At 74.4% G+C, this 21,443-nt stretch carries 22 protein-coding genes; 12 read left to right on the plus strand and 10 right to left on the minus strand.

What is annotated here, in order from left to right; all coding sequences use genetic code 11:
• Positions 1-55 precede the first annotated feature (55 nt).
• The gene (locus FGW31_RS32330) at positions 56-481 is read left to right on the plus strand and encodes a CBS domain-containing protein (RefSeq protein WP_142197090.1); all 426 of its coding nucleotides are present in this window, start codon (positions 56-58) and stop codon (positions 479-481) included.
• Positions 482-487: 6 nt separating this feature from the next.
• On the opposite strand, the gene FGW31_RS32335 is transcribed toward FGW31_RS32330, so the two are convergent.
• Both FGW31_RS32335 and FGW31_RS32340 read right to left on the minus strand, forming a co-directional pair.
• A complete protein-coding gene (locus FGW31_RS32335; RefSeq protein ID WP_142197091.1) occupies positions 488-940 on the minus strand; it encodes a YbhB/YbcL family Raf kinase inhibitor-like protein in 453 nt (150 codons plus the stop codon).
• A 40-nt stretch (positions 941-980) separates the two neighbouring features.
• Positions 981-1,433, minus strand: coding sequence for an archease (locus FGW31_RS32340; protein ID WP_142197092.1), 453 nt, complete (start codon positions 1,431-1,433; stop codon positions 981-983).
• A 150-nt stretch (positions 1,434-1,583) separates the two neighbouring features.
• On the opposite strand from FGW31_RS32340, the gene FGW31_RS32345 reads away from it, so the two are divergent.
• The gene (locus tag FGW31_RS32345; protein ID WP_142197093.1) at positions 1,584-2,231 is read left to right on the plus strand and encodes a phosphoribosyltransferase; all 648 of its coding nucleotides are present in this window, start codon (positions 1,584-1,586) and stop codon (positions 2,229-2,231) included.
• A gap of 8 nt (positions 2,232-2,239) precedes the next feature.
• Here the strand turns inward: FGW31_RS32345 and FGW31_RS32350 are convergent, their stop codons facing one another.
• On the minus strand, positions 2,240-3,430 hold the full coding sequence (locus FGW31_RS32350; RefSeq protein WP_142197094.1) for a CaiB/BaiF CoA transferase family protein: 1,191 nt from the start codon (positions 3,428-3,430) through the stop codon (positions 2,240-2,242).
• Between the two features lie 78 nt (positions 3,431-3,508).
• On the minus strand, positions 3,509-3,745 hold the full coding sequence (locus FGW31_RS32355; RefSeq protein WP_142197095.1) for a hypothetical protein: 237 nt from the start codon (positions 3,743-3,745) through the stop codon (positions 3,509-3,511).
• A 134-nt stretch (positions 3,746-3,879) separates the two neighbouring features.
• Here FGW31_RS32355 and FGW31_RS32360 point away from each other — a divergent pair, with 134 nt between their 5' ends.
• Complete coding sequence (locus tag FGW31_RS32360) at positions 3,880-4,785, plus strand: LysR family transcriptional regulator (protein WP_142197096.1); 906 nt, start codon at positions 3,880-3,882, stop codon at positions 4,783-4,785.
• 25 nt (positions 4,786-4,810) lie between these two features.
• On the opposite strand, the gene FGW31_RS32365 is transcribed toward FGW31_RS32360, so the two are convergent.
• The gene (locus tag FGW31_RS32365; RefSeq protein WP_142197097.1) at positions 4,811-5,407 is read right to left on the minus strand and encodes a TetR/AcrR family transcriptional regulator; all 597 of its coding nucleotides are present in this window, start codon (positions 5,405-5,407) and stop codon (positions 4,811-4,813) included.
• 266 nt (positions 5,408-5,673) lie between these two features.
• Here FGW31_RS32365 and FGW31_RS32370 point away from each other — a divergent pair, with 266 nt between their 5' ends.
• The 4 genes from FGW31_RS32370 to FGW31_RS32385 are packed head-to-tail and all read left to right on the plus strand — an operon-like array spanning position 5,674 to position 10,496.
• Positions 5,674-6,243: a 2Fe-2S iron-sulfur cluster-binding protein gene (locus tag FGW31_RS32370; RefSeq protein WP_142197098.1), complete on the plus strand. Its 570-nt coding sequence runs from the start codon at positions 5,674-5,676 to the stop codon at positions 6,241-6,243.
• Positions 6,240-7,232, plus strand: a complete 993-nt coding sequence (locus FGW31_RS32375) for an FAD binding domain-containing protein (RefSeq protein WP_142197099.1) — start codon at positions 6,240-6,242, stop codon at positions 7,230-7,232. Before FGW31_RS32370 ends, FGW31_RS32375 begins: the two co-directional genes overlap by 4 nt.
• Positions 7,229-9,364: a xanthine dehydrogenase family protein molybdopterin-binding subunit gene (locus FGW31_RS32380; RefSeq protein WP_142197100.1), complete on the plus strand. Its 2,136-nt coding sequence runs from the start codon at positions 7,229-7,231 to the stop codon at positions 9,362-9,364. Before FGW31_RS32375 ends, FGW31_RS32380 begins: the two co-directional genes overlap by 4 nt.
• Positions 9,357-10,496: an XdhC family protein gene (locus FGW31_RS32385; protein ID WP_142197101.1), complete on the plus strand. Its 1,140-nt coding sequence runs from the start codon at positions 9,357-9,359 to the stop codon at positions 10,494-10,496. Before FGW31_RS32380 ends, FGW31_RS32385 begins: the two co-directional genes overlap by 8 nt.
• Before the next feature lie 348 nt (positions 10,497-10,844).
• On the opposite strand, the gene FGW31_RS32390 is transcribed toward FGW31_RS32385, so the two are convergent.
• Positions 10,845-11,408 carry an NAD(P)H-dependent oxidoreductase gene (locus tag FGW31_RS32390; protein ID WP_142197102.1) on the minus strand — a complete coding sequence of 188 codons (564 nt, stop codon included), beginning with the start codon at positions 11,406-11,408 and terminating at the stop codon, positions 10,845-10,847.
• 122 nt (positions 11,409-11,530) lie between these two features.
• Between FGW31_RS32390 and FGW31_RS32395 the strand changes: the two genes are divergently transcribed.
• The 3 genes from FGW31_RS32395 (at position 11,531) to FGW31_RS32405 (ending at position 14,900) form a co-directional block, all read left to right on the plus strand.
• Positions 11,531-12,193 (plus strand): TetR/AcrR family transcriptional regulator, encoded by a 663-nt coding sequence (locus tag FGW31_RS32395; protein WP_142197103.1) that lies wholly within the window; start codon positions 11,531-11,533, stop codon positions 12,191-12,193.
• Positions 12,194-12,252: 59 nt separating this feature from the next.
• Positions 12,253-13,290 carry a LacI family DNA-binding transcriptional regulator gene (locus FGW31_RS32400; RefSeq protein WP_142197104.1) on the plus strand — a complete coding sequence of 346 codons (1,038 nt, stop codon included), beginning with the start codon at positions 12,253-12,255 and terminating at the stop codon, positions 13,288-13,290.
• 176 nt (positions 13,291-13,466) lie between these two features.
• Positions 13,467-14,900, plus strand: coding sequence for an aldehyde dehydrogenase family protein (locus FGW31_RS32405; protein WP_142197105.1), 1,434 nt, complete (start codon positions 13,467-13,469; stop codon positions 14,898-14,900).
• A gap of 124 nt (positions 14,901-15,024) precedes the next feature.
• On the opposite strand, the gene FGW31_RS32410 is transcribed toward FGW31_RS32405, so the two are convergent.
• The 3 genes from FGW31_RS32410 to trxA all read right to left on the minus strand — a co-directional run bounded on the left by FGW31_RS32410 (position 15,025) and on the right by trxA (position 17,463).
• Positions 15,025-15,981 carry an IS481 family transposase gene (locus FGW31_RS32410; RefSeq protein ID WP_142197106.1) on the minus strand — a complete coding sequence of 319 codons (957 nt, stop codon included), beginning with the start codon at positions 15,979-15,981 and terminating at the stop codon, positions 15,025-15,027.
• Positions 15,982-16,082: 101 nt separating this feature from the next.
• Positions 16,083-16,862: an alpha/beta fold hydrolase gene (locus FGW31_RS32415; protein ID WP_142197107.1), complete on the minus strand. Its 780-nt coding sequence runs from the start codon at positions 16,860-16,862 to the stop codon at positions 16,083-16,085.
• A gap of 193 nt (positions 16,863-17,055) precedes the next feature.
• Positions 17,056-17,463 (minus strand): thioredoxin, encoded by a 408-nt coding sequence (trxA, locus tag FGW31_RS32420; RefSeq protein ID WP_142197108.1) that lies wholly within the window; start codon positions 17,461-17,463, stop codon positions 17,056-17,058.
• A gap of 119 nt (positions 17,464-17,582) precedes the next feature.
• On the opposite strand from trxA, the gene FGW31_RS32425 reads away from it, so the two are divergent.
• Positions 17,583-19,028, plus strand: coding sequence for a dihydrolipoyl dehydrogenase family protein (locus tag FGW31_RS32425; protein ID WP_142197109.1), 1,446 nt, complete (start codon positions 17,583-17,585; stop codon positions 19,026-19,028).
• A 174-nt stretch (positions 19,029-19,202) separates the two neighbouring features.
• On the opposite strand, the gene FGW31_RS32430 is transcribed toward FGW31_RS32425, so the two are convergent.
• A complete protein-coding gene (locus FGW31_RS32430) occupies positions 19,203-19,847 on the minus strand; it encodes a peptide deformylase (protein ID WP_142197110.1) in 645 nt (214 codons plus the stop codon).
• 129 nt (positions 19,848-19,976) lie between these two features.
• Between FGW31_RS32430 and FGW31_RS32435 the strand changes: the two genes are divergently transcribed.
• Positions 19,977-21,386 carry a PepSY-associated TM helix domain-containing protein gene (locus FGW31_RS32435; protein ID WP_142197111.1) on the plus strand — a complete coding sequence of 470 codons (1,410 nt, stop codon included), beginning with the start codon at positions 19,977-19,979 and terminating at the stop codon, positions 21,384-21,386.
• The last annotated feature ends 57 nt before the right edge of the window (positions 21,387-21,443 follow it).

Here is a 21,443-nt window from a genome sequence, read left to right on the forward strand (position 1 = left end):
CGGAGGGCTACGCGGCGGGCACGGGGAAACCACGCGGACCGACCGGGAGGCGCCCATGACCCGCCGTATCCGGGACGTGATGTCCACGGACACCGCGTCCGTCGAGCCCATGACCACGGTGGCGCGGGCGGCGCGCCTGATGCGTGAACGGGACATCGGCGACGTTCTCGTCGCCTACGACTGCGACCTGTTCGGTGTCCTCACCGACCGCGACATCGTGCTGCGGGCCGTCGCCGAGGGCAGCGACCCCGAGGCCACGACCGTCGGCTCGCTGTGCACCCGCCCGCCCCTGGTGACCCTCGACCCCGAGGACACCACCGACCACGCCGTCGAACTGATGCGGCGCTACGCCGTCCGCCGGCTCCCGGTGGTCGAACACGGCGGCTGCCCGGTGGGCATGGTCAGCCTCGGCGACCTCGCCGCCACCGAGGACCCGCGCTCCGCCCTGGCGGACATCAGCAGGGCCGCCGCCACCCACTGAGCTCCGTCAGCGCTGGTAGAGGCCCACCAGCGTGCCGCTCGCGAGCTGAGTCCGCCCGACCGCCTCGTGCACCTGCTCGGCGCGGGGCGCGTCGGGCAGCACACAGGGTTCGGCGAGCGCGTAGAGCCGGAACATGTAGTGGTGCGCGTCGTCGCCGGGAGGCGGATGCGGCCCGCCCCAGCCCCGCTCGCCGTAGCCGTTGACGAGTTCGGTGCCGCGCGGCGGACTCTGCCCCGCGCCGACCCCGTCGCTGTGCGGGTCGATCCCCACCACGATCCAGTGCACGAACGACCCCGACGGCGCGTCCGGATCCTCGCACAGCAGTACCAGTTCCACCGCGTCGTCCGGGACGCCGCTCCAGGCCAGCGGCGGGGACACGTTCGCCCCCTCGTACGCGTACCGGCGGGCGAGGAACGAGTGGTCGTTGAAGGCGTCACTGCCGATGTCGATGCCGGTCATGGGCCCCGGGTGCCCCCGCGCCACCCGGGCATGCGACGGCTCAGCCGCCGACGGTCACCGAACAGGACCAGCCGTACGGGCCGGGACCGATGCGCAGTTCCTCCGCGGCCACGGCCGCCGGCACCGCACCGGTGACCCGTACGTCCGTCAGACCCGCGACCGCCAGCCGCACGTCGAGTCCGCCCTCGGCCTCGTCGGCCTCCACGTCGACCGGCACCTGCCCGTGCGCCCGGAGCCGGTACAGGATCTCGTCGAGCAGCGCGGCCAGCAGGTCGTCGTCGCTGGCCTCGTCCAGCCGGATGCGGCTCACCCCGGTCGGCCGCACCCCGGAGACGTCGGCGAAGCACTCCACCATCGCCAGGGCCGCCTCCGCCAGGCAGTTCTCCCGGCCGGCCGCCCACGCCTCGATCCGTACCTCGTCGCCCACCGGCACCGCCCGGTGCCCGCTCGCGCCCGGCCGCGCCCGCTCGTCGTCGCCCGTGTCACCGACCATGCAACACGCCTGCCCGAGGCGGGCGCCGCCATGCCGGGCGGCGGGCGCTTCACGGACCCCAGAGCGGGTACGCGGGTGCCGACCGGGTGCCCAGGGGTGCCGCCGGGTGCCTCGGACGCCGTGTCCGCCGTGGAGGGAGGGCATCCGCCCATGCTGTTCCGAGATCGCCGGGAGGCGGGCCGGGAACTGGCCGCCCGGCTGCGGCAGCGGCAGGACGAGGGCGCGCTGCCCGACCCGGTGGTGCTGGCCCTGCCGCGCGGCGGCGTCGCCGTCGCCGCCGAGGTCGCCAGGGCCCTGGACGCCCCGCTCGACGTCCTCGTCGTACGGAAGGTCGGCGCCCCCTTCCACGAGGAGTTCGGCGTCGGCGCGATGGCCGGCGACGGCGTCCCGGTCTTCGACGCCGAATCGTTGCGCCGGCTCGGCCTCACCGAGGACGACCTGGCGCCCGTGGTCGAGCGCGAGCGCACCGAACTGCGCCGCCGCGAACAGCTCTACCGCCGCGGCCGGACCGCGCCCGACCTGCGCAACCGCACCGTGATCGTCGTCGACGACGGGCTGGCGACCGGCTCCACCGCCCGCGCCGCCCTGCGCGCCCTGCGTGCGCAGGCGCCCGGCCGGCTGGTGCTGGCCGCCCCGGTCGCCGCACCCGAGGGCGCCGCGCTGATGCGCCAGGAGGCCGACGAGGTGGTGTGCCTGCACGAGCCGGCCGCGTTCATGGCGGTGGGCCAGTGGTACCAGGAGTTCGACCAGCTCACGGACGACGACGTCCTGCGGGCCCTGGGCCGGCAGGAGGCGTGACGGCGGGGTCAGACCACGCCGTCCGCGCGCAGGGCCTCGATCTCCGCGTCGGAGTGCCCGAGTTCCCTGAGGATCGCCTCGGTGTGCTCGCCCACCGCGGGCACCGGGTCCATGCGGGCCGGTACGCCCGCGAGGTCGGCGGGCGGCAGTAGCGCCCGCACCGTCGCGCCCGGTACCGCCACGTCCCGCCAGCGGCCGCGGGCGGCGAGCACCGGGTGGTCGAGGAACGCGGCGACGTCGTTGACGCCGGCGCACGCGATGCCGATCGCCTCCAGGTCCGCCAGCAGCGTCGCGGCCTCGTCGCGGGCGCAGCGGCCGGCGACGATCGCGTTCAGCTCCTCGCGGTGGGCCACGCGGTCGGATCCGGTGGCGAACCGGGGATCGTCGGTCAGTTCCGGCCGCCCGAGGAACCCGGCGCACAGGGCCGCCCACTCGCGTTCGTTCTGCACGGAGAACAGCACCTCGCGGCCGTCGGCGGCGCGATACGTGCCGTAGGGGGCGATGGTGGCGTGCTGGGTGCCCAGGCGCGGGGGCTGCTCGCCGCCGTGCGCGGTGTAGTAGGCGGGCTGGCCCATCCACTCGGCCAGCGCCTCGAACAACGACACCTCCACCGGGTGGGCCGTACCGGTGGTGGCGCGCGTGTACAGGGCGGTGAGCACACCGCTGTAGGCGTACATGCCCGCCGCGATGTCGGCGACGGAGATCCCGGTGCGGGCGGTCTCGTCGGCCGTCCCGGTCAGCGACACCAGGCCCGTCTGGCACTGCACCAGCAGGTCGTAGGCCTTGCGGTCGGCCCACGGGCCGTCGGTGCCGTAGCCGGAGATCGTGCACGGGATCAGCCGCGGATAACGGCGGGTCAGCTCCTCGGTGCCCAGGCCGAGCCGTTCCGCGGCGCCCGGCGCGAGGTTCTGCACGAACACGTCCGCGTCCCGGAGGAGCCCGTGCAGGACCGCCCGTCCCCTGGGGTCCTTCAGGTCGAGGGTGAGGGACTCCTTGGAGCGGTTGATCCACACGAAGTAGCTGGAGTGGCCGTGGACGGTGGTGTCGTAGCGCCGGGCGAAGTCGCCCTCGCCGGGCCGCTCCACCTTGATCACGCGGGCGCCGAGGTCGGCCAGCTGCCGGGTGGCGTAGGGCGCGGCCACCGCCTGCTCCACGCTGACCACCGTGACCCCGGACAAGGGGAGTTTCTGCACGTCCACGCCTCCTGCCGGCTCCGGGGAGCACCGGCCTCGATTAGTACGGCGGGGCCGGCCGCCTGTCAACGGCCGCCCGCCGGTTCACTCACCGGCCCGGCTCCACGGCACGTCGGCCGGGCGGCTGCGGGAGACGATGCGGGCGCCGCGTTCGTCGACGGCACGGACCTGGAGCGAACCGCAGCCGCAGCGGGTCCACACGGTGCTGCCCGCCGCGGTGCAGTGCCGGGAGACCACCTGGAACGGCTCCGCGTCGTCCGGCCACCCGCAGTACGGGCAGAAGGTGCCGGTCGCACCCGCGGCGCCGGTCGTGCTGGTCATGGTGACTCCTCGTTTCCTCGGGGTTCGTCGGGATTCCTCGGACCTGTCGAACGTCGCGACACAGCAAGAGTGCGGCCTGTCGTCCGTACACGTCCAGGTTGACTTTGTGCACGCCACCGTGAAGCGTGGACTTCATGATTGACCTGCGCCGGCTGCACGTCCTCAGGGCGGTCGCCCATTACGGCACGGTCACCGCGGCCGCCCGCGCCCTGCACTTCACCCCGTCCGCCGCCTCCCAGCAGATCCGTCAGCTCGCCCGTGACCTGGACGTCGAACTGCTGGAGCCGCAGGGACGCGGCGTACGGCTCACCCCGGCCGCCGAGAGCCTGCTCGCGCACGCCGACGCCATCCAGGCCCGCTGGGACCAGGCGGAACGGGACCTGCGGGCCGACCACGACGCGCCGGCCGGATTGCTGCGCGTGACCGGGTTCCCGGTGGCGGTCTCGGTGCTGCTGGCGCCGATGGCCGCCCGGCTGGGCGAGCGCCATCCGCGGCTGTCGGTGCGGATCGTGGAGGCCGGGGTGCCGGAGAGCTTCGACCTGCTCTTCGAAGGGACCGCCGATCTGGCCGTCGTGGAGTCCACCCCGCACAACCCGCCGCTCGGCGACGGGCGTTTCGACCAGCAGCCGCTGCTGGACGACCCGTTCGACCTGGTGGTCCCCGCCGGGCACCCGCTGGCCGGGCACGAGCGGGTCGACCTGGCCGAGGCGGCCCGCGAGTCGTGGATCGCGCCGGTGCCCGCCAGTCCCTGCCGGCCGCATGTGATGGCCGCGTGCGGCGCGGCCGGCTTCGCACCGGACGTCGTCCACCACGCCCTCGACTGGAACGTCACCGCCCACCTCGTCGCCCACGGACTCGGGGTCGCCCTGATCCCGCGCCTCGCCCATCTCACCCCGGACCTGCCGATCACCCGCGTACGCTGCGCCGGCAACCCGCACCGCAGGCTGCTGACCTGCACCCGCGGCGGCGGCCACGCCCGCCCCGCGGTGGCGGCGGCCCTGCGCGAGCTGCGGGAACTGGCCCCCACGGCGGTCGCCTGAGCCCGCGCCGCCGCCCGAGCCCGCGCTAACGACCGGGGGCTCCGGCGCGCAGTCCGTCCATGACGAGGTCCAGCAGCCAGGCGGCGCGCGGCTGCCAGTCGCCGGCCGGGTCGATCTGCCACAGGCCGCCGATGGCCAGGAAGAAGTCCTCCGCGGTGACGCCGGGGCGGATGGTTCCGGCCTCCTCGCACGCCCTCAGCAGCAGTTCGGCCGCGTCGGTCACCGCGCTGTGCCCCGGTTTGGCGGGGCTCCCCGGACCGCTGGTGACCTGCCGGATGGCCTCCGCGAGCCCCGCCTTGGCCATCGCGAACCGGGCGAGGCGGTCCATCCACTCGCGCAGCGCGCGATCGGGTTCCCGGGTGCTGAGCAGCTGGGCCGCGCTGGCGGCGACCTGCCGCATCTCGTAGCGGTAGATCTCCAGGACGAGTGCCTCGCGGCTGGGGAAGTTCCGGTAGAACGTGCCCTGTCCGACGCACGCCTTCTTGGCGATCACGCTCAACGGCGTGTCCGCGGCGCGCGTCAACTCCGTCAGGGCGACCTCCAGGATGCGCTCGCGGTTGCGCTGCGCGTCCGCGCGCTGGGGCGGTTCGGCGCGCCCGGGCGCGTCCTTGTGGTACCCCACTCGTCCTCCTCGCGGGTCGTGGCCGAAACCCGTCCTTGCTAACCGGACAACTGTCCACTACGTTTTTTCGCGTCAGCGGACAGCTGTCCGTTTCGTTCGATCGTATCGGCGGACGCGGACGGCATGGGACGGCCACTCGGCATGCCTCGCGCGAATGTTCCTGCGCCCGTCTCCCCCACATGTTCCCGAACGCGCCCCGTTCCGTACAGCTCACCCCTCACGCGACCGACTCGTCCGCCTTCCAGATCCGTGAAAGAAGGCTGCTCATGGCCCCCTCGACGTCCAGCACCGTCACCTTGAACATCAACGGCGAGAAGCACACGCTGTCCGTCGACCACCGCACCACCCTGCTCGACGCCCTGCGCGAGCGACTCGATCTGACCGGCACCAAGAAGGGCTGCGACCAGGGACAGTGCGGCGCCTGTACGGTCCTGGTCGACGGCCGCCGCTCCGTGTCCTGCCTGCAGCTGGCCGTCGCCTCCGACGGCCGCGAGATCACCACCGTGGAGGGCGTGGCCGACGGGGACCGGCTGCACCCGGTGCAGCAGGCCTTCCTCGACCTGGACGGCTTCCAGTGCGGCTACTGCACGCCCGGCCAGATCTGTTCGGCGATCGCCGTCATCGAGGAGCACGCCGCGGGCTGGCCCAGCGCCGTCACCGAGGACGTACGGCCCGACGCGGGACCGCCGCCCCTGACCCCCGAGGAGATCAAGGAACGCATGAGCGGCAACCTGTGCCGCTGCGGCGCCTACGTGCAGATCGCCGAAGCGGTCGCCCGCGCCGCCGCCGAGACCCGCAGCGAGAACCGCAACGAGACCGAGGGAGCCGCCGCATGAGGGAGTTCGACTACCGGCGCGCCGACGACGTCTCCGGCGCGGTCGCGCTGCTCGGCGCCGACCCCGACGCCCGCTACCTGGGCGGCGGCACCAACCTGGTCGACCTGATGAAGACCGGCGTCGAACGCCCGGCCCGTCTCGTCGACGTCCGCACCCTGCCCCTGGACCGGATCGAGCCCGCCGACGACGGCGGGCTGCGCATCGGCGCCACCGTCACCAACAGCGACCTCGCCGCGCACCCCCTGGTCCGCGACCGCTACCCGGCCCTCGCCCAGGCCGTGCTCGCCGGCGCCTCCGGGCAGCTGCGCAACATGGCCACCGTCGGCGGCAACCTGCTCCAGCGCACCCGCTGCGGCTACTTCACCGACGTGACCCGGCCCTGCAACAAGCGCGTCCCCGGCAGCGGCTGCCCGGCCCTCACCGGCGAGCACCACAACCACGCCGTCCTGGGCGCCTCCGACCACTGCGTCGCCGTCCACCCCTCCGACATGGGGGTGGCGCTGGCCGCCTTCGACGCCGTCGTCTCCTACGAAACGGCCGACGGACCGGGGGAGTTGGCACTGGCCGACTTCTACCTCCCGGTGGGTGACACCCCGCACCGGGAGACCGCGCTGCCGCCCGGCGCGCTCGTCACCGGCGTCACCCTGCCGCCGCTGCCGGTCGCCGCGCGCTCCCGCTACCGCAAGGTCCGCGAACGCGCCTCGTACGCCTTCGCCATCGGCTCCGTCGCCGCCGCCCTCGACGTCTCCGACGGAGTCGTGCGCGACGCCCGCCTCGCCTTCGGCGCCGTCGCGTCCCGGCCCTGGCGGGCCCGTGCCGCCGAGCGCGTCCTGACCGGCGCGCCGGCCACCGCGGAGTACTTCGCGGCGGCCGCGGACGCCGAACTCGCGGCCGCCAGGCCGCTGCCCGACAACGGATACAAGGTGACACTCATGCGCAACCTCGTGGTGGCCGTGCTGTCCGAACTCGCCGAGGAGGCCGCCCGATGACCACCGCCACGACCCGTCCCACGGCGGTGACCGGCGCCGTCGGCACCGCCCACACCCGCGTCGAGGGCCGCGACAAGGTCACCGGAGCCGCCCGCTACGCCGGTGAGATCCCCTTCGCCGACCTCGCCCACGGCTGGCTGGTGCTCTCCACCGTCGCCCGCGGCCGGATCCTCTCCGTCGACACCGCCTCCGTGCTCGGCATGCCGGGCGTCCTCGCCGTGCTGCACCACGGCAACGCCCCGCGCCTGGACGTCGACTACGTCGGCATGCTGGGCGTACCGCCGGACCCGACGGCCGCGGTCTTCCAGAACGACCGCGTCCCGCACGCCGGCTGGCCCGTCGCGCTCGTCGTGGCCGAGACGCCCGAGCAGGCCAGGGAGGCCGCCGAGGCGCTCGTCGTCACCTACGAGGAGGAGCCGCACGACATCGGGTTCCACGCGGGCCGTCCCGACGCCCACCCGGTGGACGGACACATGCCCGGCGTCACGGAGAAGGGCGACCTGGAGGCCGGGTTCGCCGCCTCCGCCCACGTGGTGGACGCCGAGTACACCACGCCCGAGGAACACCACGCCATGATGGAGCCGCACGCGGCGACCGCCCTGTGGGACGGCGGCCGGCTCGAGGTCGTCGACTCCAACCAGGGCACCACCTGGGTCGTCGACGAACTGGTGCGGATGTTCCAGCTGGAGCCCTCCGCGGTGCGGGTGCGCTCCGAGCACGTCGGCGGCGGCTTCGGCAGCAAGGGCGTCCGGGCCCACCAGGTGTCCGCCGTCATGGCCGCGACCCTTCTGCAGCGTCCCGTACGGGTCGTCCTGACCCGCCGTCAGATGTTCTCCCTCACCGGCCACCGCAGCCCCACCACCCAGCGCGTCCGGCTCGGCGCCGACGCCGACGGCCGGCTGCGCGCCCTGGACCACCGCTCGCTGAGCCGGACGTCGACGGTGTGGGAGTTCGTCGAGCCGAGCGCCGGCGTGGCACGGGTGATGTACGACGCCGACGCCCACCGCACCGCGAACGAAGTCGTCCGGCTCGACGTGCCGTCCCCGACGTGGATGCGCGCGCCGGGCGAGGCGCCGGGCTCGTTCGCGCTGGAGGCCGCGCTCGACGAGCTGGCCGAGCGCTGCGGCGTCGACCCGGTGGAGCTGCGGCTGCGCAACGACCCCGACCGCGGCCCGGTCTCCGGGCTGCCGTTCGCGGGCCGGGACGTCGCCGCCTGTTTCCGGGAGGGCGCCCGGCGCTTCGGCTGGGCCGAGCGCGACCCGCGCCCCGGGGTGCGCCGCGAGGGGCGCTGGCTGCTGGGCACGGGCACGGCCGCCGCCTCCTTCCCCGCGGGCGCCCTGCCGTCGACGGCAGCCGTCACCGCGGAGGCCGACGGCACCTTCACCGTGCGGATCGCGGCGGCCGACATCGGCACCGGCGCCCGTACCGCGCTCACCCTGGTCGCCGCCGACGCGCTGCGGGTGGAGCCCGACCGGGTCCGGGTGCGCATCGGCGACAGCGACTTCGGCCCGGCGGGGATCGCCGGCGGCTCCATGGGCACCCGCTCCTGGGCCTGGGCGGTCACGGCCGCCGTCGAGGAGCTGCGGGAGCGTCTCGTCCCCGGGGCGCCCGTGCCGCCGGAGGGCATCACCGCGCGTTCCGACACGACCGCCGCCGTCGCCGGACTCGCGCAGAAGGAACGGCACTCCTTCGGCGCGCAGTTCGCCGAGGTCGCCGTGGACGTCACCACCGGCGAGGTGCGGGTGCGGCGGATGCTGGGGATCTTCTCGGCGGGGCGGATCGTCAACCCGCTCACCGCGCGCGGCCAGCTGGTCGGCGGCATGGTGTGGGGCATCTCCATGGCGCTGCACGAGGAGGCGGTCCGCGACGGCGCCTCGGGCGGCCTCTACGGCCCCGACCTGGCCGGCTACCACGTCGCGACCCACGCCGACGTGCCGGTGGTCGAGGCGGACTGGCTGGAGGGCACACCGGACCCGGACGACCCGGTCGGCATCAAGGGCGTCGGCGAGATCGGCATCGTGGGCGCCGCGGCGGCCATCGCCAACGCGGTCTGGCACGCCACCGGCGTGCGCCACCGCCACCTGCCGATCCGGCCGGACCGGGTGCTGCGGGCGGGAGGGCCGCGTGTTTGACATCGCCGGCGAGCTGCACGGCTGGCTCGCCGAGGGCCGGGAGTTCGCGGTGGCCACGGTGGTGTCCGTGGGCGGCAGCGCGCCGCGCGGACCCGGTGCCGCCCTCGCCGTCGACCGCGACGGCACGGCGATCGGCTCCGTCTCCGGTGGCTGCGTGGAGGGCGCCGTGTACGACCTGTGCGCCCGGGCGCTCGAGGACGGCGAGATCCACGTCGAACGGTTCGGCTACAGCGACGAGGACGCCTTCGCGGTCGGCCTGACCTGCGGCGGGGTCATCGACATCATGGTGACCCCGGTCGGCGCGCAGGCCCCCGTGCGGCAGGTGCTGCACACGGCGCTGTCGGCGGTCGTCCGGGGCGAGCCGGGCGCGCTGGCCCGGGTGGTGGAGGGCCCGCCGGAGCTGCTCGGCGGCACGCTCCTCGTCCGTCCGGACGGCTCGTACGAGGGCGGGCTCGGCGGTGTCCCCGAGCTGGACCGGACGGCGGCCGCTCAGGCCGGGGCGCTGCTGGACGCCGGGCGCACCGGCACGGTGGCGCTCGCGGCGGACGGGTCGTCCTGCCCGGGCGGTCTGACCCTGCTGGTGGAGTCGTCGGTGCCGCCGCCCCGCATGATCGTCTTCGGGGCGATCGACTTCGCGGCGGCGCTGGTCCGGGCGGGCAAGTTCCTCGGCTATCACGTCACGGTGTGCGACGCCCGGCCGGTCTTCGCCACCCGGGCGCGTTTCCCGGAGGCCGACGAGATCGTGGTCGACTGGCCGCACCGCTATCTGCGCGGCACCGGGACCGATGCCCGGACGGTGCTGTGCGTGCTCACCCACGACGCGAAGTTCGACGTGCCGCTGCTGGAGGTGGCCCTCGGCCTGCCGGTGGCGTTCGTCGGCGCGATGGGCTCGCGCCGCACCCACGCCGACCGTGAGCGGCGGTTGCGCGAGGCGGGCGTGGGGGAGCGGGAGCTGGCCCGGCTCAGGTCGCCGATCGGCCTCGACCTCGGTGCCCGTACGCCGGAGGAGACGGCGCTGTCCATCGCGGCGGAGATCGTCGCGCTCCGCCGGGGCGGCACGGGCGTGCCGCTCACGACGTCGGACACGCCGATCCACCGCGACGACTCCCTCGGCACGGCGGAGGCGGCCTGAGCGGACGCGGGCCGTGTGCGGTCCCGAGTGCGCGCAGCGCATGCGCACGGCCCGTGCGTGGGCGGCCCGGGGGCGGGTGGCGCGCACGCACGGGCCGAGCGGCACAGGAGGCGCGTCGCGGGCGTGCGCGGGGGTGTGAGCGGGCGTACGGGCCGGTCCGTACGCCCGCGCGGTGTGGCCATGGGCCGTGGGCCCGGATCGCGGCCCGAAGGACTGGAACCACGACTGTCCAAGCCGAGGGCGGAGCCGACACGACGGCTCCCGTCCTCCGCGCCGGCGCCGGCGCCGGCACGGCATGGCGAAGGGGGGCCGGAGCGGATGCTCCGGCCCCCCTTCGGCTCGTCCGAGTCAGGCGGCAGCCGGCTCCGTCGCGTGGCCGTGCAGGCGGGTGACGACCTCGGTCAGCTGCTCGACGATCTCGCTGTCGTCGGCCGGGTGGGTCTCGGCGAAGCGGGTCATCGAGCCCGGGATGGAGAGCTTGATGTCCTCGATCACCTTGCCGCCGGCGATGCCGACGGACTTGCGGGCCTCGTCCTGCGCCCAGACGCCGCCGTACTGGCCGAACGCGGTGCCGATCACGGCGACCGGCTTGCCGCTGATGGCCCCGGCGCCGTACGGGCGGGACAGCCAGTCGATGGCGTTCTTCAGGACGGCCGGGATCGTGCCGTTGTACTCGGGCGTGAAGAGCAGCAGCGCGTCGGCGCCGGCCGCGGCCTCGCGCAGCTTGGCGGCCGCGGCCGGGACGGTGCCCTCGACGTCGATGTCCTCGTTGTAGAAGGGGATCTCCGCGAGGCCCTCGAGGAGCGACACGTCGGCGCCCTCGGGAGCGAGCTTGACCGCGGCCTCGGCGAGCTGGCGGTTGTGCGAACCGGCGCGGAGGCTGCCGACGAGGGCGAGGATGCGAACAGACATGACGGAACTCCAGGAGGGGGGCTGAAACATGGCCTTAACAATCCGGACCGGGGTCCGTTTACTGTTGTACCACCACAACCGGACCGTGGTCCAGTTTCTTCCCGATGCTTTACGCTGGCTTCATGCCCGCCGTTCCGCCCCCCGTCCCGACGCCTCAGGAGCCCGTCGAACCGCAGGAGTTGCTGCAACTCGGCACCGAGGCGGACGAGCCCTGCCTGCGCGCAGACGCCGCGCGCAACCGGGCCCGGCTGCTGGAGGCGGCCGCGCTGCTCGTCGCCGAGCGCGGGGCGGACGCCATCACGATGGAGGAGGTCGCGGCGGCGGCCCGCGTGGGCAAGGGCACGGTCTTCCGCCGCTTCGGCGACCGCACCGGACTGCTCACCGCGCTCCTCGACCACTCGGAGAAGAAGTTCCAGGCCGCCTTCCTCACCGGACCCCCGCCGCTCGGGCCGGGCGCACCGCCCGCCGAGCGGCTGCGCGCCTTCGGCCTCGCCATGCTCCGCCGCACCGGCGACGAACTGGAACTCCAGCTGGCCGCCGAACCCCAGGCCGGCCGCCGCTTCACCAGCCCGCCCCGCCGGGTGCTCCGCCACCACGTCACGCTGCTGCTGCGCGAAGCGGTCCCCGACGCGGACTGCGAGCTGCTCGCCCACACCCTCATGGCCCAGCTCGACCCCGCCCTCGTCCACCACCTCGTCCGCCAGTGCGGCATGCCGCCGCAGCGCCTGGAGGCCGCGTGGGTGGACCTGGTGGACCGCGTGACGGGCACCGCGACCTCCCGCTGAGAGTCTCAACTCACCCCGCGTAACGCCTCGTTACGGCTTCTGCAAGGATGCCGTACGTCATGGTGCAGATATCGAACCCGCCCGCGTCCGTGCCGCCCGCCCCGGTGCGCTCCGTCCCCACGAGCGCCGATGTGGCCCGCCTGGCCGGAGTCTCGCGCGCGACCGTCTCCTACGTCCTGAACAACGCCGGCGCCGTCCGGATCAGCGAGCCCACCCGGCGCCGGGTCCGCGAGGCCGCCCGGGAACTCGGGTACGTGCCGCACGCGGCGGCCCGCAGCCTGCGCGCCGGCCACAGCCGCACGGTCCTGATGCCCGCGCCCGCCTTCCCGGTCGGCCCGCTCTACAGCCAGTTCATCAACGACCTCCAGAGCGCGCTGGGCCGCCTCGACTACACGGTCGTGCAGTACGGCACCGTCGGCGTGCACGACGACGAGGCCGCCCGCGCCTGGGCGGAACTGCGGCCCGTGGCGGTCCTGGTCCCCGGCTCCGGTCTCGGCCCGCGCGGCGTGGAGGTCCTCAAACGCTCCGGCGCCCGGGCCGTCGTCACCCTCGGCCCCGAGGCCGTCGAGGGCGCGCACGCCCTGCTCATGGACCACGACGTCGTCGGTTACAGCGCCGGCGCCCACCTCTTCGACCGGGGCCACCGCCGGATCGGCGTGGTCGTTCCGCGGGAGCCGGGCCTGGAGGCGTTCTCGGCGCCCCGCCTGGCCGGCGTGCGCGCCGCCCTGCACGGCACGGACGCCACGGTCACCGAACTGCCGCTCGCCCACGACGAGGGGGCCGCCGCGCGGCTCGCCGCCCGCTGGCGCGACCTCGGCCTCGACGCGGTGTTCACCTACAACGACGAGTACGCGATGCTGCTGATGCGGGCGCTGCAGGACGAGGGCGTCCGCATCCCCGAGGAGGCCGCGGTGATCGGCGCCGACAACCTGATGCTGGGCCGGCTGCTGCGGCCCCGGCTGAGTACCGTCCACCTGGACCTGCCGTCCGGCCGAGAGCTGGCCGAACTGGTCGACCGCGCGGTGCGCGACCCGGCCGCCGCGCCCCAGGCCCACAAGGCGCTGGGGGCGTCGGTGGTGCGACGCGAGTCCACCTGACATCGTGGAAGAGCGGTGGCCGGCCCACCCGGCCGGATGCCGCCCGCCCCGCCCGGTGACGCGGGTGGCAGAAGCCCGGTGATGCGGGCGGCAGGCACACGGCCAGGCCGAAGGGCGGCCGGGCCCGCCGCCACCGCACGGCGGGCCGGTGACCGATCGCCGATCGGAGAGGCCTCATGACGTTCCTCGACCTCACGACCCGCCCGTCCCACCACCTCACCGGGCCCGAGCACACCGTCACCGAACCCGCCACCGGTGACGCCCTCGGCACGGTCACCCTCGCCACCGCCGAGGACGTCGCGGCCGCCGCCCGGACCGGCAGCGCCGCGCAGACCGCGTGGGCGAGGGCCCCGCACCTCACCCGGGCCGCGGTGCTCCGCAGGGCCGGCGACCTCTTCGCCGGCCACGCCGGGCTCCGCGAATGGCTGGTCCGTGAGGCCGGCAGCATCCCCGGCAAGGCCGACTTCGAACTCCACGTCGCCGCGCAGGAGTGCTACGAGGCCGCCGCCCTCGCCTCCCGCCCGGCCGGACAGGTACTGCCCACCGACGAACCCCGGCTGTCGTACACGCGGCGGGTGCCGGTCGGCGTGGTCGGGGTGATCGCCCCGTTCAACGCGCCGCTGATCCTGTCCATCCGCTCCGTCGCCCCGGCCCTGGCGCTCGGCAACGCGGTCGTCCTCAAACCCGACCCGCGCACCGCGGTCTGCGGCGGGCTGGCGCTCGCCGCCGTCTTCGAGGAGGCGGGACTGCCCGAAGGGCTGCTGCACGTGCTGCCGGGCGGCCCGCAGACCGGTCAGGCGCTGGTCGCGGACCCGCTGGTCCCCGTCGTCTCCTTCACCGGCTCCACCGCGGCCGGCCGTGCCGTCGGCGAGGCCGCAGGCCGCCATCTGAAGCGGGCGCACCTGGAACTGGGCGGGAACTCCGCGCTGATCGTGCTGGAGGACGCCGACCTCGACGCGGTGATCTCCACGGCCGCCTGGGGATCGTTCTTCCACCAGGGCCAGATCTGCATGACGGCGGGACGGCACCTGGTCCACGCGTCGCTGTACGACGAGTACGTGGAGCGGCTGGCCGCCAAGGCGGACTCGCTCGCCGTCGGCGACCCGCACCGCGAGGACGTCCACCTGGGCCCGCTCATCGACCACGGCCAGCTCACCAAGGTGCACGGCCTGGTCGAGGCCAGTACCGCGCACGGTGCCCGGCTCGCCGCGGGCGGCACCCACGACCGGCTGTTCTACCGGCCCACGGTGCTCGCCGACACGGACGACCGCACTCCCGCCTACGCCGAGGAGGTCTTCGGCCCGGTGGCTCCCGTCCGCTCCTTCACGACCGCCGACGAGGCCGTCGCGCTGGCCTCGGCCGGACCCTACGGGCTCGCGCTGGGCATCGTCACCCGCGACCCGTCCCGCGGCCTGGACCTCGCGGAACGCGTCCCCACGGGCATCGTCCACATCAACGACCAGACGGTGAACGACGAGGCCGTGGCCCCCTTCGGCGGGGTCGCCGCGTCCGGCACCGGGTCCCGTTTCGGCGGCGACGCCAACCTGGAGGCGTTCACCGACCTGCGGTGGACCACCGTGCGCGGGGACGTGGCCCGCTACCCCTTCTGACGGCGGCGCGAGCGAACGAGCCGGGGGCGTACGAGCCGGGGGCGTACGGGGCGGGGCCGTACGGGGCGGGTCCGGCCGGTCGGAGACCGGGCCGGCGACGGCGCGGTGGGTGTCCGGTCCGGCGCTAGTTGTATCGACCCGCAGCGTTGTTCACGCGGCTGATGGGTGGCTGGCCGCCGAGTGCGGTGTGGCAGCGGTGGTGGTTGTAGGTGTGGAGGAAGTCTGCCAGGGCGTCGGTGCGTTCGGTGTTGCTGGTGTAGGGCCGCAGGTAGGCCCATTCGTCGAGCAGGGTGCGGTTGAAGCGCTCGACCTTGCCATTGGTCTGCGGCCGGTATGCGCGAGTGAGCTTGCCGGCCGCATCCAGGTCGGCCAGGGCCTGCTGCCAGGCGAGGCTTTTGCGGTAGGGCCAGGCGTTGTCGGTCAGGACCCGCTCGATGCGGTCGATGCCCGACGCTGCGAAGAAGGCGGCGGCCCGGCGCAGAAAGGCCGCGCAGGTGGCGGCTTTCTCATCCGGGTGGACCTCGCTGTAGGCGAGGCGGCTGTGGTCGTCGACCGCGGAGTGGATGAAGTCGAAGCCCATGCCGTTGCGTGTGGCGCGGCCGGCCTGGCGGCCCAGGACCCTGTGGCCGCCGCCGTCGGGGATGCGGCCGAGCTTCTTGACGTCCACGTGGACCAGCTCGCCGGGGCGGTCGCGTTCGTAGCGTCGGATGACCTGGCCGGTGGGCCGGTCCAGGAAGGACAGGCGGTTCAGGCCGTGACGGACCAGGACGCGGTGCACGGTCGAGGCCGGCAGGCCCAGGATCGGACCGATGCGGGCCGGGCCGAGCTTGCGGTCCTGGCGAAGACGGCACACGCGGGCCTCGATCGCCCCCGCCGTGCGGTGCGGTGTCGTGCGCGGACGGCTGGACCGGTCGTGCAGTCCCTTCTCGCCTTCGGCCCGCCAGCGACGCACCCACTTGTGAGCGGTGACGCGGGAGATGCCCATCTCGGCGGCAACATGGGCGACAGGGCGTCCGGTGCGGACACGTTCAACCAGCAGCCGCCTGCCGTGAAGGGTCAGCCGGGCATTACGGTGGGACACGAAGGCCTCCGTGCGGTGAAGATTCGACACCTCCACCACACACGGAGGCCTTCGCCATGATCAAGCCCAGCCGGCGTTAACAACGCTCGTGATCAATACAGCTAGTGCCGGGCGTGGTCCGACAGTGCCGCCGCGGTGGCGCGGGCGAAGCCGTCCGGGTTGTCCAACATGATGTTGTGCCCGCAGTCCGCAACCGGGACCACGGCCACCCCGGCCTCGGTGAGCGCCTCGGCGCCCGGGAGCGGGCCGTCGGCCTCGGGCAGCAGGTAGGTGCGGGGGATCTTCAGGTCCAGCAGGAGCTCACGCAGGGTGGGGGTGGTGCCGCGGGTGAGGTGGACCGCGCTGCGGTGCAGGGCCTCCAGGCCCGCCAGCCGCATCGTGGACCACCAGTGGGAACCGGCCCGGTCCCGGATCTCCTCCCAGCCGCCCGCCAGGAACTCCTCCTCGGAGTACGCGGCGATGCCGCCACTGCCCGCTGAGCCGAGTGCGGGCCGGATCGGGTCGAGGTTGGCGTCGACCAGGACCAGACGGGAGACCAGTTCGGGGTGCCGGGCGGCCAGGACGACGGCCACCGAGCCGCCCATGCTGTGCGCGATCAGCTCGGCGCCCACGACCCCCGCGCCGGTCAGGGCCGCGGCGAGGGCGTCGGCGTGGGATTCCAGGGTGTAGTCGAAGCCCGTCGGCCGGTCACTGATGCCGTGCCCGAGCAGGTCGATCAGCAGCGAACGGCGTCCGGCGAGCAGAGGATGCACCGCGACCTCCGCGAAGTAGGCCGGCGACGTGGCGCCCAGACCGTGGACGTAGACGCGGGACGGCTCCCGGCCCGGCAGCTCCACCCAGCGGATTCGGCCGCCCTCGGGCGTCACGGCGGCGTCGCGCACAGTCTGCTTCCCTCCACTTCGGACCGACGGAGAGACGAGAGTAGCCACCGGGCCCGGGCGCGCCGTCACCGCCCCGGCACTGGACGTCGCGCGGGCACCGGCGGCCTCGGGCACGGCCCCGGTCGGGAAGCCCGACCCGAAGTCGTGTCACGACGCTCTGGAGCCCGGCGCTGCCCCGTTTTCCGGGTAGGTCTCAGGCCTCCGCCGCTCCGCCCTGCTGCGCCTGCTGTCCCTGTTGCGCCTGCTGGGCGGCGATCTGCTTGCGGACCTCGTCCATGTCCAGCTTGCGGGCCTGCCCGATGACATCGGTCAGCGCGGCCTCGGGCAGCGCACCCGGCTGGGCGAACACGGCCACCTGGTCACGCACGATCATCAGAGTGGGGATCGACTGGATACCGAAGGCCGCGGCCAGCTCCGGCTGCGCCTCGGTGTCCACCTTGCCGAAAACCAGGTCCGGGTTCTGCTCCGCCGCCTTCTCGTACACGGGCGCGAACTGACGGCACGGACCGCACCACTCCGCCCAGAAGTCGATCAGCACGAACTCGTTGTCCGTGACGGTCTGGTCGAAGTTCTCCTTGGTGAGCTCAACGGTGCTGCTCATGGCGTGTGTCCCTCTTCCTGGTGTCGGGTCGGGCCGTCGGCACAACACGGCCGGCCGGTCACGTATTCCGCGCCCCTACCCATGTGGCCACACCGCACACCACCCACCAGACTGACGCCATGACGGAAACGCAATCGACGCACATGGAACCCACCGCCTACGACGTCGTGGTGCTCGGCGCCGGACCCGTGGGGGAGAACGTGGCCGACCGCACCCGCGCCGCCGGCCTCACCACCGCGGTCGTGGAGAGCGAACTCGTGGGCGGCGAGTGCTCCTACTGGGCGTGCATGCCCAGCAAGGCCCTGCTGCGCCCGGTCATCGCCCGGGCCGACGCCCGCCGCGTCCCCGGCCTGCGCCAGTCGGTCCAGGGCCCGCTCGACGCCGCCGCGGTGCTCGCCCACCGGGACGAGTACACCTCCCACTGGAAGGACGACGGCCAGGTCCGGTGGCTGGAGGGCGTCGGAGCCGACCTGTACCGGGGCCACGGGCGGATCAGCGGGCCGCGTACCGTCACCGTCACCGGCTCCGACGGCACCCGGCGGGTGCTCACCGCCCGGCACGCCGTCGCCGTCTGCACCGGCAGCCGCGCCCAGCTGCCCGACCTGCCCGGTCTCGCCGAGGTCAGGCCGTGGACCAGTCGGGAGGCCACCAGCGCACGGTCCGTGCCGGAGCGGCTCGTCGTGGTCGGCGGCGGTGTCGTCGCCACCGAGATGGCCTGCGCCTGGCAGGCCCTCGGCTCCCGCGTCACGGTCCTGGTGCGCGGCTCGGGCCTGCTGAACCGCATGGAGCCGTTCGCCGGCGAACTGGTCGCCGAGGCCCTCACCGAGGCCGGCGCGGACCTCCGCACCGGCACCTCCGTGAAGTCGGTGACCAGGGAGAACGGCACCGTCCTCGTTGTCACCGACGGCGGTGACCGGATCGAGGCCGACGAGGTCCTGTTCGCCACCGGACGCGCCCCGCGCACCGACGACATCGGCCTGGAGACCATCGGCCTCGAGCCCGGCGGGTGGCTCGGCGTGGACGACAGCCTGCGCGTGACCGGCCACGACTGGCTGTACGCCGTCGGCGACGTCAACCACCGCGCCCTGCTCACCCACCAGGGCAAGTACCAGGCCCGCATCGCGGGCGCCGCCATCGCCACCCGGGCCGCGGGCGGGCCCGTACGCGCCGAGGACTGGGGCGCCCACGCCGCCACCGCCGACCACGCCGCGGTCCCGCAGGTCGTCTTCACCGACCCGGAGGTGGCCTCCGTCGGCCTGTCGCTCGCCGAGGCCGAGCGGGAGGGCCACCGCGTCCGCGCCGTCGACGTCGACCTGTCCTCCGTCGCCGGCGCCGGCCTGTACGCCGACGGCTACAAGGGCCGCGCCCGCATGGTCGTCGACGTCGAGGACGAGATCCTGCGCGGCCTCACCCTCGTCGGCCCCGGCGTCGGCGAACTCATCCACTCGGCGACGATCGCGGTGGCCGCCCGTGTCCCGATCGGCCGCCTGTGGCACGCGGTCCCGTCCTACCCGACGATCAGCGAGGTGTGGCTGCGCCTCCTGGAGGCGTACCGGGACGCCTGACCGGCTGCCGCCCTGGATCCGTCCGCCCCGCGGGGCAGCGGCGCGCGGGGCGGACGGCCGGGTGACGGTGCGAGCGGGCGGCGGCGCGGAGGCCGCTGGGAGGGGTTGGCCGGGCCGTGGTGCGGAAGGGGCGTCGGCGCGGTGGCCTGAACGGGCGGCCGGGCGGCGGTGGGGTTACGGCAGGTCGAAGCCCAGTGACCGGGCCGCCCGTTCCGGGGTCGGCTGTGACCAGTGTTCGGCCACCGCCTGGTGGGTGGCGAGGGAGCGTGTCTCGGCGCGGTCGAGGTACAGCGTGCCGTCCAGGTGGTCCGTCTCGTGCTGCACGATCCGTGCGGGCCACCCGTGGAACACCTCGTCCAGCGCCCGCCCGTGCTCGTCCTGCCCGGTCAGCCGCACTTCGGCGGCCCGCGCCACCACCGCCTGGTAGCCCGGCACGCTCAGGCACCCCTCGTAGAACGCGGCCCGTGCGGTGCCGACCGGCTCGTACACCGGATTCACCAGGACCCGGAACGGCAGCGGCACCCGCCCGCGCGCCACGCGCACCTCCTCCGGGACGGGCGCGGGATCCTCGATCACCGCGATCCGCAGACCCACCCCGACCTGCGGCGCGGCCAGCCCGACACCCGGCGCCGCGCGCATGGTGACCCGCAGCGCCTCCACGAACCGGGCCAGCAGCGCCGGCCCCAACTGGCCGTCGTACGGCTCGCCGCCGCGCCGCAGTACCGGATCACCTGCCGTAACGAGCGGCAACGGCCCTCCCTCGGCGAGCAGTTGCTCGACCCGCTCGGCCAACGGCGCACGATCGTTCGCAGTTCCCATCCGGCCAGGATCGCACGGCACCCCCATGTGTGCCTCAGGTCACATGCGCTCGCCGGGAACTCGAGGCTCCGTCCCTCCGACTACTGCACCACCACCCGTTCGCCTCGACGTCCCCGGGAGAACCCACCGATGACCACCGCTCCCTCGACCACCACGGACGAGGCCCCCCGACCACCCGCTCCCGCACCGGCGAAGAGCGCATGGGCCGGCCTGCGCCCGCTCGTCCTGCGTCTGCACTTCTACGCGGGAGTGCTGGTCGCACCGTTCCTCCTCGTCGCCGCCGTCACGGGCCTGCTGTACGCGGCCTCCTTCCAGGCCGAGAAGATCGTGTACGACCGTGAGCTGACCGTCCCCGTGGGCGAGCGCGAGCTTCCCGTCTCCGCGCAGGTGGCCGCCGCCCGCAAGGCCCACCCCGAGGGCACGGTCGCCGCCGTACGCCCCTCGCCCGAACCGGACGCCACGACCAGGGTGATGCTGTCCGGCACGCCGGGCGTGGACCCGGGCCACACCCTGGCCGTGTTCGTCGACCCGTACACCGGGGAGGTGCGCGGCGCGCTGGAACAGTACGGTTCCACGGGCGCGTTGCCGTTGCGCACCTGGATCGACGAGTTCCACCGCGATCTGCACCTCGGTGAACCGGGCCGCCTGTACAGCGAGTTCGCGGCGAGCTGGCTGTGGGTGATCGCCGGTGGGGGACTGGTGCTGTGGTTCTCCCGGCGCCGCGCGCTGCGCACGGTGCGCGGTACCGGCGGGCGGCGCCGCACGCTGGCCCTGCACGGCGGTGTGGGCGCCTGGGCCGCGGCGGGTTTCATCTTCCTGTCGGCGACCGGCCTGACCTGGTCCGCGCACGCCGGCGCGAGCATCGGCGACCTGCGGGCGGCCCTCGGCCAGGAGACCCCGTCGGTGTCGGCGGCGGCGACCGGTGAGCACGCGGGCCACGACTCGGCCGCGGCGACGGCGGGCGACGCCGCGCACGGCGTCGGCCTCGACAAGGTCCTCGCGGCGGCACGGGCGGAAGGGCTGGGCGACCCGGTGGAGATCGTGCCGCCCGCCGACGCCGGGTCCGCCTATGTCGTCCAGCAGATCCAGCGCAGCTGGCCGGAGAAGCAGGACTCGGTCGCCGTCGACCCGGCGACCGGCCAGGTCACCGACGTGCTGCGCTTCGCCGACTATCCGGTCCTGGCGAAGCTCACCCGCTGGGGCATCGACCTGCACACCGGCATCCTGTTCGGGCTGGTGAACCAGCTCGCGCTGATGGCCCTCGCCCTGGCCCTGATCCTGCTGATCCTGTGGGGCTACCGCATGTGGTGGCAGCGAGGACGCGGCTCCGGCTTCGGCAAGCCGATCCCGCGCGGGGCGTGGCAGCAGGTGCCGCCGTACGTACTGGTCCCGTTGCTGGCCCTGATCGCCGTGCTGGGCTACTTCGTGCCGCTGCTCGGCATCCCGCTGGCGGTGTTCCTCGCCGTCGACATCGTGCTCGGCGAGATCGCCCATCGCCGAGGCCTGCGGACGAACGCGAGCGGTACGACGGCGCGCTGACGCGGGCCCTCGTGTGCCGGTGCCCGGCTCCCGAAGGGGAACCGGGCACCGGCCGGG

The organism is Streptomyces calvus, assembly GCF_006782915.1.
Lineage (GTDB): Bacteria > Actinomycetota > Actinomycetes > Streptomycetales > Streptomycetaceae > Streptomyces > Streptomyces calvus.

Bases quoted from the DNA above. Each gene is read 5' to 3' on its own strand.
- FGW31_RS32330 (WP_142197090.1), top strand. From the start codon at position 56: ATGACCCGCCGTATCCGGGACGTGATGTCCACGGACACCGCGTCCGTC.
- FGW31_RS32335 (WP_142197091.1), bottom strand. From the start codon at position 940: ATGACCGGCATCGACATCGGCAGTGACGCCTTCAACGACCACTCGTTC.
- FGW31_RS32340 (WP_142197092.1), bottom strand. From the start codon at position 1,433: ATGGTCGGTGACACGGGCGACGACGAGCGGGCGCGGCCGGGCGCGAGC.
- FGW31_RS32345 (WP_142197093.1), top strand. From the start codon at position 1,584: ATGCTGTTCCGAGATCGCCGGGAGGCGGGCCGGGAACTGGCCGCCCGG.
- FGW31_RS32355 (WP_142197095.1), bottom strand. From the start codon at position 3,745: ATGACCAGCACGACCGGCGCCGCGGGTGCGACCGGCACCTTCTGCCCG.
- FGW31_RS32360 (WP_142197096.1), top strand. From the start codon at position 3,880: ATGATTGACCTGCGCCGGCTGCACGTCCTCAGGGCGGTCGCCCATTAC.
- FGW31_RS32370 (WP_142197098.1), top strand. From the start codon at position 5,674: ATGGCCCCCTCGACGTCCAGCACCGTCACCTTGAACATCAACGGCGAG.
- FGW31_RS32375 (WP_142197099.1), top strand. From the start codon at position 6,240: ATGAGGGAGTTCGACTACCGGCGCGCCGACGACGTCTCCGGCGCGGTC.
- FGW31_RS32380 (WP_142197100.1), top strand. From the start codon at position 7,229: ATGACCACCGCCACGACCCGTCCCACGGCGGTGACCGGCGCCGTCGGC.
- FGW31_RS32390 (WP_142197102.1), bottom strand. From the start codon at position 11,408: ATGTCTGTTCGCATCCTCGCCCTCGTCGGCAGCCTCCGCGCCGGTTCG.
- FGW31_RS32395 (WP_142197103.1), top strand. From the start codon at position 11,531: ATGCCCGCCGTTCCGCCCCCCGTCCCGACGCCTCAGGAGCCCGTCGAA.
- FGW31_RS32400 (WP_142197104.1), top strand. From the start codon at position 12,253: ATGGTGCAGATATCGAACCCGCCCGCGTCCGTGCCGCCCGCCCCGGTG.
- FGW31_RS32405 (WP_142197105.1), top strand. From the start codon at position 13,467: ATGACGTTCCTCGACCTCACGACCCGCCCGTCCCACCACCTCACCGGG.
- trxA (WP_142197108.1), bottom strand. From the start codon at position 17,463: ATGAGCAGCACCGTTGAGCTCACCAAGGAGAACTTCGACCAGACCGTC.
- FGW31_RS32425 (WP_142197109.1), top strand. From the start codon at position 17,583: ATGACGGAAACGCAATCGACGCACATGGAACCCACCGCCTACGACGTC.
- FGW31_RS32430 (WP_142197110.1), bottom strand. From the start codon at position 19,847: ATGGGAACTGCGAACGATCGTGCGCCGTTGGCCGAGCGGGTCGAGCAA.
- FGW31_RS32435 (WP_142197111.1), top strand. From the start codon at position 19,977: ATGACCACCGCTCCCTCGACCACCACGGACGAGGCCCCCCGACCACCC.